At 62.5% G+C, this 15951-nt stretch carries 8 protein-coding genes; 3 read left to right on the plus strand and 5 right to left on the minus strand.

Features of this window, described 5'->3' with window-relative positions; genetic code table 11:
- Positions 1-131 precede the first annotated feature (131 nt).
- Positions 132-2561, minus strand: a complete 2430-nt coding sequence (locus U0023_RS00090; RefSeq protein WP_009764410.1) for a penicillin acylase family protein — start codon at positions 2559-2561, stop codon at positions 132-134.
- Between the two features lie 455 nt (positions 2562-3016).
- Here U0023_RS00090 and U0023_RS00095 point away from each other — a divergent pair, with 455 nt between their 5' ends.
- Positions 3017-4777: an adenylate/guanylate cyclase domain-containing protein gene (locus U0023_RS00095; protein ID WP_009764409.1), complete on the plus strand. Its 1761-nt coding sequence runs from the start codon at positions 3017-3019 to the stop codon at positions 4775-4777.
- A gap of 126 nt (positions 4778-4903) precedes the next feature.
- On the opposite strand, the gene U0023_RS00100 is transcribed toward U0023_RS00095, so the two are convergent.
- Together U0023_RS00100 and U0023_RS00105 are read right to left on the minus strand one after the other, a co-directional pair.
- Positions 4904-5662 carry an outer membrane protein gene (locus U0023_RS00100; protein ID WP_009764408.1) on the minus strand — a complete coding sequence of 253 codons (759 nt, stop codon included), beginning with the start codon at positions 5660-5662 and terminating at the stop codon, positions 4904-4906.
- Positions 5663-5801: 139 nt separating this feature from the next.
- Entirely contained in the window at positions 5802-10478 is a 4677-nt protein-coding gene (locus tag U0023_RS00105; RefSeq protein WP_195904223.1) for an Ig-like domain-containing protein, read from the minus strand.
- Between the two features lie 1184 nt (positions 10479-11662).
- Between U0023_RS00105 and U0023_RS00110 the strand changes: the two genes are divergently transcribed.
- Complete coding sequence (locus tag U0023_RS00110; protein WP_009764405.1) at positions 11663-13156, plus strand: basic amino acid/polyamine antiporter; 1494 nt, start codon at positions 11663-11665, stop codon at positions 13154-13156.
- Positions 13157-13188: 32 nt separating this feature from the next.
- Positions 13189-14472, plus strand: coding sequence for an arginine deiminase (locus U0023_RS00115; RefSeq protein ID WP_009764404.1), 1284 nt, complete (start codon positions 13189-13191; stop codon positions 14470-14472).
- A gap of 219 nt (positions 14473-14691) precedes the next feature.
- Here the strand turns inward: U0023_RS00115 and U0023_RS00120 are convergent, their stop codons facing one another.
- A complete protein-coding gene (locus U0023_RS00120) occupies positions 14692-15447 on the minus strand; it encodes a pentapeptide repeat-containing protein (protein ID WP_009764403.1) in 756 nt (251 codons plus the stop codon).
- 216 nt (positions 15448-15663) lie between these two features.
- Positions 15664-15945 (minus strand): hypothetical protein, encoded by a 282-nt coding sequence (locus tag U0023_RS00125; protein WP_040638770.1) that lies wholly within the window; start codon positions 15943-15945, stop codon positions 15664-15666.
- Between the last annotated feature and the right edge of the window lie 6 nt (positions 15946-15951).

The following is a 15951-nucleotide window of genomic DNA, read 5'->3' on the forward strand; positions in this document are numbered from 1 at the left end:
CTGCTCATCGGCCACGGGAGCATGCGTAGCCAAGCCGTTCATGGTGCTCGGCTCCTGCTGGAGAAGTACATGTTGAAGGAACCGGCCAAGCGGCCGGTCCCCTCTGGCATCATACGATCGGCGGGGCCGCGTCACCCCTTCGGCGAGAGCTGAAAGCGCTCGCTTGCCGCCTTTTCTACGGCCTCCCGGGAATAAAGGAGTGGGACGTAATCTCCCGTTGCCCAGAGAGGCGCGAGATCGCGGTAGTGCGGGCTGTAGGGATTGCCGGATTGGCCGGGCGTGTTGATCGCGCGGCTGTCATCCCAGTTGCCGACGTCCAGCACCATCCGGAACGACGCCCCGGACGTCACCTTGAAAGTGGATGTGCTGTAGCCTGCCGCATGAGGCACGTTGTTGCCGCCGCCCATCACCAGCGGACCGACGGTCATCTGAGCCTGGGTGGCTTTATCCGCGAGCGGCTTCAAGGCGTGGCTGAACTCGGCCTGATGCAGGTTGCCCCATTTCCACTGTGTCATGTCCTCGCCCAGCAGCTTGCCGACTTCGTCGGCCGCAGCCGAGAGGCTCTGGAGCAGGACCTTGTCCCGCGCGGTCGCCTGATCGGCACCGAGAGCCTGGTCGGGTTTTTCCAGATAATCGACAACGGCCGAGAGGCTGCCATTGCCGATGATGGCGCGGGCGGGCTCGGGCGTCGTCGCGGCGATGGTCGCGCGGCCGAGATGCTTGCTGGTCCAGACTTCGAAGAGCGCGGCCCCGGCGCTGTCCGCCGTCTCCATCGCATCCCAGTTCTGCATCAGCTCCAGGACGGACCTCTGTTTCGGATCCTCCGAGCGCAACGGCTTGAGCAGGGCGATCAGCCTGCGTCCGAGCATGCTGGCATCGTCGTTCTGCAGGTTCATGGCGTCGGCCAGGGTGAATTTCGGTTTTGCCTGCAGCACTTCGGTGATGCGCTGGAACCGCGCGGGGTCAGCCCATTGATCGAAGCCGATCCTGCGTTCGTTGACAGGATAGTCGGGAGGAAGGTTGTTCTGGTTGGCGGTGGCGAAGAAGCCCTGCGTCGGATTGAACTCCTTCGGCAGGTCGGCCATGGGGATGAAACCCTCCCATTCGTAGCGTCCGTCACCGGGCACGGGCATCAGGCCATCGTAGTTCACGCGCCTCGGGGTCAGGCCGCCGGGAATCCAGCCGATATTTCCGTCGGTATCCGCGTAGACCTGATTTTCCGACGGAGCGCCCCATCGATTCATCGCCTCGAGGAAGCCATTCCAGTTCTGGGCCGTCATATAGTCCGACGAGCCGAAATAGGCCGAGGTGCCGGGGTCAAACCAGACCGAGCGCATGGCGAAGGCCCGCTGCTTCGCGTCGTCCTTCGCCAGTATGGGCCCGTGGCGGGTAAAGAGCAGCTCGACGGTGCGCGGCTGCTCGCCTTTGACCTCGATCGTCTCCCGCACGACCTTCATGTCCTCCCAGCCGTCGCGGAACTTGTACTGATTGGGATTACCGGGATTGAGTTCGTAGACGTAGAGATCCTCCTGATCGATCGCGAAGATCGTCAGGCCGAAGGCGATCTTGCCGTTGTGACCGATGGAGATGCCCGGCAGAGCCGGCTCGCCCGCGCCGATCACCGACATGCCGGGGGCATTCAGGTGCACGATATAGCGCAGGGACGGCACGCCATGCGCACGGTGGGGATCGTTCGCCAGGATCGGACGTCCCGTCGCCGTCCGCGAGCCGGAGACGACCCAGTTGTTCGAGCCGATCCGGTCGACATTGGCCATAGACTCCTTGAGAAACTCCTCGTGCCTGTCCAGGGACGCCCTTTTCTGCGAGGCTGAGAACGTGACATCCTGGGTGCCGAGCTCGTAATCCTTCAGGACATCCTTCGGGATCGAGCATGGGTCGAGGCCAGCGGGGATCGAGGTTTGCCAGTCGGGTTCGAACTTGGTGCGCAGGCGGTCCGCATCGAGACCGGCCGCACAGGCAACCTGCGCACGCCTGACCTCCGAGACCACGTTGCGCGTGAGCCCGTGGCTGCGGATGCGAACCACATCCTCCGGCTTCCACAGATCGGGTTGCGTTCCGGCGATCTTGAACTCCGCCGGCGCAGGCCGGTTTCCGTCACGGACCTCCTGCACGAAGGCGTTGACACCTTCGACGAAAGCCTCCGTATAGGTTTTGGCATTGGGCCCGTAAGATGCCCATTCCTTGTCCATATCGCCGCGGTAGAGAAACATGCGCGCGGCGCGATCCTGGTCCGCGTAAGCGGGACCGAAGTCCTTCGCGAGAAGACCCAGTCCGCGCTTGCGCCAGAGATCGATCTGCCAGAGCCGATCACGTGCAGCGTTATATCCCTGCATGAAAAATGCGTCGTGCTGGTTGGCCGTATAGATGTGCGGAATGCCCCAATGGTCGACGATCAGTTCCGCTGGGGCCTGCAGCCCCTTCACCTGCTGCGACGTGGTTCGAACGGCGCTCGACATGTCGGCGGAGGCAGAAAGAGTCGTGCTGGCGAGCAGAGCGCTCGCATAGGGCATCAGACGTGCGGTTCTGAGCAGAGCTTTCATCGGGTTTCCCTCCCTGAGCGAAAACAATCGTTCCCATTATTCTCCAGGATCGGAGTGGCGTGCGGGAATCGAATGAACCCGATGCTCAAGGAAATATCGGGCGACAGGCAATTGCATTCCTGACAGGGCAGGTATCGAGTGCCTGAAGCTTGTCGCTTAGGTCACCTGCACTATGTCTGCGCACGCTGTGGCGCGTTGTTTACGGCCGCTGATCAGCACGCAGATGGGATGGCGGCTAGTAAGCATTACCGCAGACAATAGTTGCTCCACGGCTGAGGCATCCACTTTCCTCACGGAGCGCAAGCTAAGCTGCTGAGGATGTTACGTTGTGGCCTGCCGCCAACTGCGCGCTGCCTCCGAGCGTCATGATTTCGCGCCTGAAAGAATGCGTCTTCACTTCTGGACGAAACGCCAGCAAGGACGCACCATCCGAACCCACACCGGGAATAACGGACATGAGCGGTTCCGATAAGTCCAGGGTCCAGAGACGGCTTGCGGCGATCGTCGCGGCTGACGTGGTCGGGTTCTCCATGCTCATGGGTGAGAATGAGGAAGGCACCCTTTCCAGGATTAGAAGCCTGCGTCAGGACATGATCGAACCCAAAGCCATGGAGCACCACGGACGAGTGGTGAAGACGACCGGCGACGGCTTTCTGCTGGAATTCTCCAGCCCTCTCGAGGCTGTCCAGTTCGCCGTGGAAGTGCGGGAAGTCCTGGCCTCCAGGATCTCGGACATCCCAGATCGTTCGCTCCAGTTGCGCGTCGGGATCAATCTTGGCGACGTTCTCGTCGAGGACGACGGGGACATCTTCGGCGACAGCGTGAACATTGCCGCACGCTTGGAACAATTGGCTCAGCCAGGAGCGATCTGCCTTTCCGCCAAGGTTTACGAGGAGATCCGGGACAAGCTGCCCTATCGCTTCCAGGATCAGGGCGAGCAACTGGTCAAGAACATCGCCAAGCCGGTCCGGGTCTACAGCCTCTTTGACGACAATCTGGCGACCCGGCACAGGAGCCTGACCGTACCGGATCGACCCTCCATCGCGGTCCTTCCGTTCGACTACATGAGCGAGAATCCCGATGGCGAGTTTCTGGCGGACGGCCTTTCAGAGGATATCATCGCGGCGCTGTCGCGTATCCGCTCCTTCTTCGTCATCGCCCGCAATTCGACCTTCACCTACAAGGGACGAGCTGTGAACGTACAGCAGGTGAGCCGCGAACTCGGCATCCGCTATGTTCTCGAAGGCAGTGTCCGGCGGAGCCGTGACAAGGTGCGCATCACTGCGCAGCTGATCGATGCGGCAACCGGAGCGCACCTTTGGGCGGACCGCTACGACGGCACCGTCGAGGACATCTTCGACTTGCAGGATCGGATCACCACGAATGTCGTGGGTGCGATTCAACCCTCGATCCGGGCAGCTGAGATCGAGCGCGCACGCCGCAAGCGGCCGGACAGCCTCAATGCATACGATCTGGTGATGCAGGCCCTGCCCTATGTCTGGTCCCTGGACGCCGCTTCCAATCAGGCGGCCTCGAATCTGCTGGACGCGGCGATGCAACTGGACCCGACCTATCCTCTCGCGCTGTCCCTCGCCTCCTGGTGCAGCGGGCAAAGGGTCATTTACAACTGGTCGCAGGAGCCGGAGCGCGACAGGCTCGACGCCCTGGAAAAGGCACGAGCCGCCGCAGATCTTGATTCCGACGACCCGTTCGTTCTGACCGTGTTGGGAGCCGCCCACACGATTACCCGCGAGTTCAACACCGCGTTGTTTCTCCTTGAGCAGGCCCTCGCGCTCGATCCGAACTCGGCTTGGGCATGGAACCGCAGTGGCTGGCTTCGTACCTTCCAGGATGATCCAGAGACCGGGATTGAGCACTTCGAGCGAGCCATCCGCTTGAGCCCGCGCGATCCGACGATCTTCAATTCCTATGCCGGGATCGGTGATGCTCACTTCGTGGCCGGCCGCTATGCCGACGCTGTCAAATGGCTTGAGAAAGCCCGTGTCGCTCATCCCAAAGCGACCTGGATCAACCGTTTCCTCGCCGCATCCTATGCCCTGATTGGCCAGCGGCAGGAGGCGGAGCGCTGCGTCCAAAGGCTTCTTCCGATCTATCCGGACCTGACGGTCACAGCCGTGCGAACAGGTCCTCCCTTCGCGAAAGAGGTGATCGATCGCCTATGCGAGGGCCTGCGGCAGGCCGGCCTCCCCGAATAGCAGCGGCAGATCACTCATCATGGCATTGGCGCACAAATTCGGCCTCTGCCGGGCGATCTTGCATTGCGTCGATCGCTGAGGCCGCGAGACTTGGTGTCGATCCGGATCACGGTGAGAGACCTGAGTTCAGAACCGGACGTTGAGGCCGAGGCGGCTGATCCAGCCGTCGTTCCTGAAGCGGTAGCTTGCCTGATCGCCGCCGCGCGCGAGCGTCAGCGTCTCGTCCTGAAGCCGGTAGTACAGCGTCTCGCTCTTGAGCGAGAGCGCCGGCGTCAGCCGGTGCTCCGAGCCGCCGCCGACCACGAACCCGGCCGTCCAGTCGTCGCCGCTCGCCTGCGGGCCCACGCCCAGCGGCACCACCGTGATCCGCGCCGCCCGCTCCACCTGCGCCAGCGCCAGGCCGCCCGTCACATACACCAGCGTCTCCTGCACCATCGGCAGCAGGCTCGGCAGCGTCACGCCGACCCGGCCCTTCACCGTGCCGAACCAGTTCATCTGCGAGCTCAGCTCCGTGCGCAGCCCGAACCCGCCATCGCTGCCGAAGCCGCTGCGGCTGCGGCCCACGTCCATCGCCGTCAGGTCCGCCTCCAGGCCCGCCACCACGCGGCCGACCTGCCACAGATAGCCGAGCTGCGCCCCGCCGCCGAGGCCGGAGCCGCTCAGGCCCGCCCGGGTCGGCAGCGCCGCCGGCGCCACCCCGACCACGCCGGTGCGCTCCGCCTCGCCGCTGTCGCCGATCCAGGCGCCGTGCACGCCGGCATAGAACCCGCTCCAATCGACCGCGAGCGGCGCCGCCGGCGGCACGGGGGCCGAACGGGCCGGCAGGTCGGCCGCCAGGGCCGGGCCGGCGAGCAGGGCGGACAGGGACAACACGAGGCGCTTCATGAGGATCTCCGGACAGAGCAGCGGACGAGAGACGGTTCGGGGCAAAGCCGTCGGGGCGGGAGAAGGCCGGGCGGTTCATGTCCCGCCCGGCCCAGTGGCAGAGGATCCCCGTCAGAGGATCCCCGTCAGAGGATCACGGTCAGAGGATCACGTCGCCGAAGGCGAACTTGCCGACGATCTTGATCTCGAAGTCGGCCCGGCCGTCGCCGTTGACGTCGCCCATCAGGATGCCGCGGTCGAAGCGCAGCTCGCCGGCCTTGCCGGTGAAGCCGGCCTTCAGGACATGCGCGCTTTCCTGCGCGAGCAGGAAGGGACCGTCGGCGCCGGCCCAGACGAACTTCTGATTGCCCTTGCGCAGCGTGTTGGCATCGATGTCGCGCAGGTCGATCCTGTCCCGTCCGGACTGGAAGTCGGCGATGACGTCGCGCTGCGATCCGACCTTGCTGTCCTTGACCGCGCTGAAGACGAACACGTCCTTGCCGGCGCCGCCCCACATCGTGTCGCGGCCGAGCCCGCCGGCGAGGCGGTCGTTGCCCTCGCCGCCGAGCAAAGTGTCGTTGCCGGATTCCCCCAGCAGATGGTCGTTGCCGGCGCCGCCCTCGAGCCGGTCATGGCCGGTGCCGCCGTAAAGCCAGTCATGGCCGCTGCCGCCGAAGAGCCAGTCGTTGCCCTCCCCGCCCGAGACGGTGTCGTTGCCGGCGTCGCCATAGAGCCAGTCGTTGCCGCCATGCGAGCCGATGTAGTCGTCGCCGCCGCCGCCATGCAGCGTGTCGTCGTCGGCGCCGAGCACGATGTGCTGGTTGGCGCTGTCGCCGAACACCACCTGCGCGCCCGCGCCGCCGGTGATCGTCACCGCGCCGATCACCGCGGCGAAGTCGACGTTGTCGAGCTGGAGGTGGGTGCCCGGCGGCAGCCCGCTGGTGTCGATCACCAGGGCGGTCTGGGGCAGGCCGGGCGCGGCCGGGGTGCCGGAGATCAGCAACGGCTGGCCCGGGGCCGAAAGGCTGCCGGGCAGCATCGTGGGCGTGATCGTCTGCACGATCAGCGGGCGGTCGCCCGGCAGCAGGCCGAGGAAGCCGGCCCCGCCCCCGGCAAGCTGCCCCTGATCGGGCGACCCGGCTGGGGTATGGGCCTGGATCTCGCGGATCAGGTCGGAGAGCGAGGTGCCCGCGGTCTTCGGCGCGGCCGGGCCGCTGACCTGCAGGCCGTAGCCCACCGGCAGCTGCGCCAGGAGCACGGTTTGCCCGCCGGACGTCACCAGCGGAATGTCGGCAAGGCCCGCGGTCCCGTCCGTGTCAACACGACCGGAAGGAACGACTGGTATGGTGGTCACCTGCGAGATTGTGCCGTCGCCGTTGACGATATCGGTCCGGTCGACGTCCAGGCCGTCGATCACGTCGGCATCCTTCGTGCCCGTGACAGCAATCGTGACGGCGTGCTGCGTGCCGTCCGTGGACTTCACGCTGAAGGAGTCGTACTTCACCTCGCCGTCGCCGAGGGCCTGTACGGACCTGCTCCCGTTGTCGAGAACATAGGTCCATCTCCCCGTGAGATCATCGAAGGAGAACGTGCCGTAGACGCCGACGACGTCGGCCAGCGCTTGGAAGCCAGCCTCGCCATAATCAGTATCGGAGACCGTCAGGACACCAACGGCAGTCAACGAGCCATCCTCCGTCACGGATCCGACATCGGTCCCGCTGAACTCGGCTGCGTCGTTCTCGCCGTCGATCCGGAACGTGATCGACGCTGTTGCGGTTCCGCCGTTCCCATCGGAGACCGTGTATTCGAAGACATCGGTGACCGCATCCCCTACTCGCATCGTCTGCGTCGCAGGATCGGCCAGATAGGTATAGCTTCCGTCCGCATTGAGAGTCAGCGTCCCCCAGTCCCCGGCGATGGCGCTGCCGACTGAGCCCACGGTGTTGTTGTGGGAGATCCCTACGACCTGAAGCCCGTCCTGATCGATATCCGAGTCGTTCGCAAGCACACCATCGATAGCGGTTGCGGATGCTGATCCACCTTCCATGAGGACCACGGGACCGTCGCTGATCCCGGATGGCTGGTCGTTGACCGCGGTCACATCCAGGCGGAAGGAATACTCGACCTCCGAGATGTCCTTGCCACCGTTCGCAGTGCCACCGTTATCCTGCACCTTGAACGTGAAGGTGGCGTATCCCAATCCAAAGGCGTCCGCCGCAGGGGTGAAGACCAGCTTGCCGATGTCGGCTGCCTCGATAACCTGATCACGCGTGACGCCGATGCCGTCGAGCGTCAGGAGCCCGGCGGTCGGCAAACCGGTGATAATGATCGCCTTAAGCGCGTCTGCTGGATCCAGTACGTCGGAGAAGCCGAATTGGGTCGATTGGAATGTGTATGCCGTATCCTCGGCAAGCACGGCACTGCGATCGGAGGCCGATGGAGCGTCGTTGACCGCTGTAACGCCGATGTGCATCGTCTGCGGCACCGACGTGTCACGGCCACCATTGTCGATCCCGCCGTCATCCTTCACTCGGAAGGTGAAGCTACTGTAATGAAGGCCCGCGCCGTTCAGGCCCGGCGTGAAGACCAGCTTGCCGATGTCAGCAATGGAAACCTCCGTTCCCGTGGCCACGACGACTCCGTCGAACGTCAGCACGCCCTGGTTCGGCAGAGTCTCGATTACGATGGACAAGAAGGAATTTTGGGGCAAATCGCTAGGATCGGCGAATGCGAAGTCTGCGGCTTTGAACGTGTACTGACCGTCTTCGAGCAGGAACACGGAGCCGTCGGCGGATGTCGGGGCGTCACTCACGGAAGCCACATTGATCGTCGCCATGGCACGCGCGCCGCCAAGGCCTGCGTCCGAGGCGCTGGTACTCGCCTGTACCTGGAACGTCCCCTGTCCGTTGAAATTCGGGAACGGAGTGAACTTCAGACCGGCCTGGGCCTCGGCGTATGTAATGAAGGCGCCGTCGGCTATCGGGGTAGTGCCATCGCCGAGATAGAGCACGCCCGCGGTTATACCCGTGATTTTGAAGTGCGTCACTTCGGCGCCGTCCGCAGCGTTGCGCGCGATCACGATGAAATTGCTTTGTGTGTCCTCGCTCGTCGTTATGCTCGCCACCGTGGGAGTGTCGGCGATCGCGGTCACTGCGAAGGAAACGTTGCCCGTTGCAGTCTTGGGATCGAGCTGCCCGTTCGTGGTGCCGTTATCCTGCACCGTGTACTTGAAAGATGCCGGGCCGTAATAGTTCGGCGAAGGAGTGAAGACGATTGTGGTACCGACTATTTGAATCGTTCCGCCGATCGCATCGGAGACAGTAGTGATCGTTAGAGTTTGGTCTGTCTCGAGAGGCCCTGGCGTATCATTCGCGAGAAGGGTCGCAAAGTCGATTACGATGGGAGTGCTGTCCTCGGCTATGCTTGCCAGTGTGTCGTTGCTTGCGTTCGGAGCGTCGTTGACGGGCACAGCATTGAGGGTGATGAGGCCGTTTGCCGGTCCGGTGTTGGCGGAATCTCTGATTTGGGTGCTGATCGTGACCGTCTTATCCCAGTTGGCAGATGGCGTGAACGAGACGGCAGCCAACGCGGCGTTCACATCGGCCACGGATCCGGCCACGGTCCAAACCCCGGTCATCGGGTCGTAGGTGGCGGTCGCGGAACCGTAGGTTCCTACGGTGAGGAGGCCTGCGGCTGGATCGCTCAGGGTCAAGGTAGCCCTGACAGTGTCGCCTATATCCGGATCGGCGATAACGATATCGTCGAGCGCGATGCTCGTCCCGGGATCCTCGACGAAGGTCTTGCTCCCCGTCAGGTTCAGGGCCGTTGGGGCGTCGTTGACGGCTGAGATGTTGACGGTGATCGTTCCGTTGGCAGGTCCCGCTCCGGCCGCATCCCTGATCTGAGTCGCGATCGAAACCGATTGATCCCAATTTGGCGCCGGCGTGAAGGTGACCGCAGCCAAGGCCGCATTCACCTCAGCCACGGATCCCGTCACCGTCCACACACCGGTTGCAGCGCTGTAGACCGACGTGGCGCCGCCGAACGTACCGGTCGATAACGCGCCCGCCTGGGGCTGGTTGAGCGTGAGCGTCGCGGTGATGATATCGCCTGTATCGGCGTCTGTGACGACGATGTCGTCCAGAGCGACCACACCACTGTCCTCCAAGGCACTCTTGATCTGCGTCAGCCTAATGGCCGCCGGAGCATCATTGACACCCTCGACGATGAAGGTCGTCGTGGCCGTGTCGGAGAGCCCGGCAGAATCTGTGACCGTATACTGGAACGATGTAGTGCGTGTTTGCCCCGCGCGCAGATCCGCGAAGTCGCCGTCGTCGGAGAACTGCAAGGTACCATTCGCATTGAGCAGAGCGCGTCCGCCACCCGCCAGATCGACCCATTGGCCGATACCGGCCGCGGCTCCGTTGATCGCCGTGATGGTCTGTACGTCCACGACACCGAGCGGGCCGCCGTTGTCCAGGTCCGTGTCGTTCGTGAGAACACTCTTGCCCGTCAGAAGAACGCCCGCCTTGGCATTGAAGACATCATCGGCGGCATTGGGAGCGTCTTCGAGAAGATTGTCGTAGAAGACTGTCTGATCGACCTTGGTCCCGGGTTGGAAGCCCATGAAGAACCAATTGTACGTCAGCGTCTTGGTCGAAGCATCGTAGGTTGGGGCGTAAACCGCATTGACCCCGTTCATAGACCCTTGATCGGCGATGGTCCCCGGAGCGACACCTGTGGGAGCCAGGCCTTCGATCTTAATGGTGAATCCCGCGGGCTGCGCGGTTCCTTCGAACTGGGCGAAGACCTGGTTGCCGGAGATGTCGATGGTCATCACCCCGTTCAAGAGGCCATTCGGCCCCTGCACCGGTTCTATATCGCCATCGCCGTCTGTGTCTGACAGGATCCTGGCCGATAGGGGCACAACGAGCTCGGCGCCGGCACCTACGACGACCGAAGTGAATTGATATGGGGCCTCGTATTCAAACCATCCCTGCAAGGAGAAGGTGATCTTAACCTGGATTCCTTCGAGACTGCCTGCCATGTCATGCCCCCTGCCCCCTAGGCCTGAGGCCCAGATCGACGTGCCGTCCTGCGGCAATAGTGTCGTTATCGTTGAGTACTCTGGCGGTGCGTTAAAGCTTGCCGCCTTCGGCGCAGCACTAAGGAGGATAATCCTCTAACTGTCGAGCCAAATCACTCTAAGCGCCCGCTTTATTAACTTATGTTACTTTACGGCAACATACGATTTAACCAAGGATCTGATAGAAAGCTTGGCGCCTAAGCCAGCCTGTTCAGCAGGCTTGAGGCTTTCCGGGACATGCTCCGCGATCCAGAGTCTCTCAGAGAGGTTGCGCCCGCTCACATCGTCACGAAAAGGCAATATCTGCTTCAGCGGCATCGTCACGGTATCGGACAGGAATGTGCTGGGTTCACCGGAACCCCGATGGAGCAGTTCTGGGACCCGCGCCATCACGGACTGGCCTTAGCGAGGCACGGCAGTTGTTCGCCGCGTCCAGTCAAAGCGGGACTCGTGCAGCCGCCGCAGGGCCAGGGGCCTGGACGAGCACGCGGTGCAGGCCGGGGTGATTGCCCCTCACCTCACCGGGACGCCTCGCTCCCCGGATTGCCCCACGGCCGCCAGCACCAGCGACTTAAGGGGTGTATTTTTACAACCGGACGCTACCCCGGCGCATATGATCGCGAGGGAATGGATATTCGAAGGTATCGGCACGATCTGGGTGTTTGGCGTTTGACGGAAAAGGAGTATGTTGGACCTCGAACGAGGCATTGGTGTTCATATCAACAGTAAAACGTTTCGTTCCGGCGTAGAATGCAGAGTTAAGGGATCAGGCAAGAGCGGATGAAACTCGACCGGTCGTAAGGATTTTGACCTGAGGGACTATCATTCGCCGACGATACTCTCTGCCCTGATAGCTGAAGACGTAGCCATCACCTTACAGAGACCCTCAATCGTTGCCAGCTCCCGCCAGGATACCATGGACAGGAGGGACGGCGATGGCTCAGGTCCACCCACTTCCACCCGTAGGCGTCGGGACGGATCAGCCCCATGGGGGTTCGGTGGCCAGTACAACGGACCAGGGATTGTCGCTTCCGGTCCTTACCGCGATGGTCGTCGGCTCTATGGTCGGCGCCGGCATCTTCTCGCTGCCACGCACTTTCGCCATCGCAACCGGTCCGGTCGGTGCCATCATCGCTTGGTGCATCGCGGCTGGCGGCATGTATACGCTCGCTCGCGTGTTCCAGTCGCTCGCCGAACGCAAACCTCATCTGGATGCCGGTGTCTATGCTTATGCCAGGGCTGGCTTCGGCGACTATCCCGGCTTCTTGTCGGCATTCGGCTACTGGATCGGAAGTTGCATCGGCAACGTGTCGTACTGGGTCCTGATCAAGTCGACTCTGGGGGCATTCTTCCCGGTCTTCGGCGACGGAAACACCGTCGTGGCCATCGTGGTCGCCTCGATCGGCATTTGGCTGTTCCACTTCATGATTCTGCGCGGCATCAAGCAGGCTGCCTTCATCAACTCCGTTGTGACAGTCGCCAAGATCGTGCCGATCCTCGTCTTCATCGCGATCCTGATCGGCGCTTTCCGTGGGGATCTCTTCCGCGCGAACCTGTGGGGCGGCGAAGGCATGCCGGCCACCGGACTGTTCGAGCAGGTGCGCGCAACGATGCTCGTCACGGTCTTCGTCTTCCTCGGCATCGAGGGAGCCAGCGTCTATTCGCGCTATGCCAGGACACGCTCCGATGTCGGCCAGGCGACCATTTTCGGATTCGTCGGCGTCACGGCCCTTCTGGTCCTGGTCACGCTCCTGCCCTACGCCGTGCTCGCTCGCTCAGACATCGCAGAACTGCGCCAACCCTCAATGGCAACTGCCCTGGAAGCCGTCGTCGGTCACTGGGGCGCAATATTCGTCAGCCTCGGCCTGATCGTATCCGTACTCGGTGCCTATCTCGCCTGGTCGCTGATCTGCGCCGAAGTCCTGTTCACGGCAGCCAAAACGGACGACATGCCACGCCTCTTCGCAACGGAGAACGAAAACAACGTTCCGGCCGCCGCGCTGTGGCTGACCAACATCGTCGTGCAGCTTTTCGTCATCAGCACATACTGGTCCCGGGACGCATTCTCGTTAATGCTCAGTCTCACCAGCGCAATGTCGTTGATCCCATTTCTGCTCGTTGCGGCTTACGGCGTCCTTCTGGCCAGGCGTGGCGAGACTTATGAAATTCGGCCCCAGGAGCGGCGGCGTGACCTGCTCCTGGCCGGGATCGCGACGATCTACACTCTCTTCCTGATCTATGCCGGCGGCATGAAGTTCGTCCTGCTGGCGGCCATTCTCTACGGGCCAGGGACGATTCTGTATTTCTGGGCCCGCCGCGAGCAGGGCAAGACGCTCTTCACGGCAATCGAATGGGCCATATTCGCGGCTGCTGTCGTCGGTTGCGTCATAGGCATCCACGGACTTGCAACAGGCTACATCACAATCTGACGGGACATTCGGCGCAACCCGGGAGTACGACCATGAGCGCAACAACGGCAACAATGGAATCTGCGACGCCAGCATCGCAATCCGCGTTTGGCGTTCACTCGGAGGTCGGTACCCTCCGGAAAGTGCTGGTTTGCGCACCTGGGCGCGCGCACCAGCGCCTCACGCCTTCGAACTGCGATGCGCTTCTCTTCGATGACGTCCTGTGGGTCGATGTTGCCAAGCGTGACCATTTCGACTTCATGCAGAAGATGCGCGACCGCGACATCGAAGTTGTGGAGATGCACAATCTGCTCACGCAGACCGTTGCAATTCCCGAGGCGCGAAAGTGGATCCTCGACAATCAGGTCGTGCCCAACCAGGTCGGGCTCGGACTGCTCGACGAGATCCGCGGATATCTCGACGGACTGTCGGATCGCGAACTCGCGGAAACTCTGATCGGCGGCTTGTCGACGGAAGAGTTTCCCGATGAGATCGGCGGCGAGCAACTCACTCTGATCCGCGACGCCGCCGGCGTCACCGAGTATCTTCTGCCGCCGTTGCCGAACACTCTCTACACCCGTGACACGACCTGCTGGATCTACGGCGGCTGCACGCTGAACCCGCTCTTCTGGCCCGCCCGCCACGAAGAAACGATCCTGACCGCCGCAATCTACAAATTTCATCCGGACTTCGCCGATAAGGTCCATGTCTGGTGGGGCGATCCGCTGCACGATCATGGCCTTGCGACCCTTGAGGGTGGAGACGTGATGCCGATCGGCAAGGGCAATGTGCTGATCGGCATGAGCGAGCGCACATCGCGACAAGCGATCAGCCAGCTTGCCGCCGCCCTGTTCCAGAAGGGCGCGGCCGAGCGGGTGATCGTGGCTGCCATGCCGAAATTGCGCGCAGCGATGCACCTCGATACAGTCTTCACCTTCGCCGATCGCGACTGTGTGCTGGTCTATCCGGACATCGTCGATACGATCCACGCCTATTCCTACAGGCCGGCCGACAATGCGAGCGGCATCGAGCTGCACAAGGATAAGGGATCGTTCGTCGAGGTGGTAGGCGAGGCGCTCGGCATCAAGAAGATGCGTATCGTCGAGACCGGCGGCACCGCCTATATGCGCGAGCGTACGCAGTGGGACAGCGGTGCGAATCTCGTCTGCGCCGCACCCGGCGTCGTCTTCGCTTATGACCGTAACGCTTACGCGAACACCTTGCTGCGCAAGGCCGGCATCGAGGTCATCACCATATCGGGTGCGGAGCTGGGGCGCGGACGAGGCGGCGGGCACTGCATGACCTGCCCGATCATACGCGACGCCGTCGAACTGTAAGAGCAACACCGATCTCGGGACGGCATCCACGAGGGATGCCCCTGAACCGTCCGATCCCGACGCCCTCACACGGCTGGCCCTGCCCGCCATCCTGATCGGCGATGGCATGCTTCCGTTCGATCTGGCGGGATCGAACGAGCGCGCGCCGACCTCACGAGCCTATGCTCGCGCAGACGCAAAGGCCCCCTGCGGCTTGGTTTCACCGGATCAGGTCGCGCCTCACTCATCCTCTTCCTTGCAGGGCCAGGTCTTCGGCGGGTTGATGCTGGGGGGGAGCTTCGTCTGCGCCGAGCCGCAGGCGATATCGATCTGCTCCTGCGTAAGACCCGTAGCCCCGCTCAGGTCCGCACCGCCGATCTGCGTGAGATACAGGTAGGATCCCGTAAAATTCACACCCTGCAGATTCAGGCCGTCCAGGCGGGATCGAGAGAGATTGGAATAGCTGAAGTCCACACCGGCGATCTTCGCGCTCTGGAAGAGCACCCGTGCGAGTTCGGCCTTCGAGATGTTGGCGCCCGAGAGATCCGCCCCGCTGAAATCGGACCGGTTCAATTCGGATTTGCTGAAGTTTGCTCCCGCGGCTTTGACCTGGGCGAAGTTCGAGCGGTTCATGTCGGCGGAGCCGAAATCGGCGCCCGTGAGATTGGCCTGGCCGAAATTGGCGCGCCAGCCCAGAGCCTTGGTGAAATTCGCCTTGGACAGATCCGCCCCTTCGAAGCGGGTGCGGCTGACCTCCGTTTCGCTCAAGTTGGCCCCAGCCATTTTCGAAGAGGCGAAATCGCTCAATGTCAGTAGGGATCGCTGGAAGTTGGTTCCCGTCAAGTCTTCATTAGTCAGCATCAACCGGGCCTTCGAGCAACCGGACCAATCCACACCCGGCCCGGGTCCGTCCTGACACTTGGCCCAGGCAGGAGCGGCACAGACGACGAGGGCGATGACGGTAACTGCTGTCTTCACGAGGAAACGACCCTCCATGCAATCCTCTCTCGTTTCTCTTCTACTAATTAGGCATTGCAGCCTTACGGAGGAGCCCTTCGAGCGAAACTATCCTAGTGCTAAGCACGGAAGACGAGCTTCGTCATTCGGTGACTAGGAATGGATCGGTCGGAAACCGGAGCAGCACTCCGAGACTCGACATCTCTTTCTTATGGTCTAGCTTTTGCAGCAATCCTAGTGGAGTAAAGCTATGCGTTATTTCGTATCAGTTTCCGCCATCTTGCTTGCTGGTTTCGTCTTGAGTGGTTGCGCTGGCTCCGCGGCTCCGATGGGGGTCCTGCCGCGTGATCCCGTTCCTCCGCCGCCGTCCGTCTCCGGCGGCGCCTTGCGCCCGTCCGCCGCAGCTCCGCAATCCGGCCCGACCTCCCAGCGCCGCGCCTTGAGTGTGCCCGGCCAAGCCTCGACTCCCCGCCCCTGATCCTCCATGAGGCGCAGCATCAGCCGGACCCGGCCGATGCTTCCGCTGAAGGATCGCATTCTCCT

Origin of the sequence: Microvirga lotononidis (assembly GCF_034627025.1) — a bacterium.
GTDB lineage: Bacteria > Pseudomonadota > Alphaproteobacteria > Rhizobiales > Beijerinckiaceae > Microvirga > Microvirga lotononidis.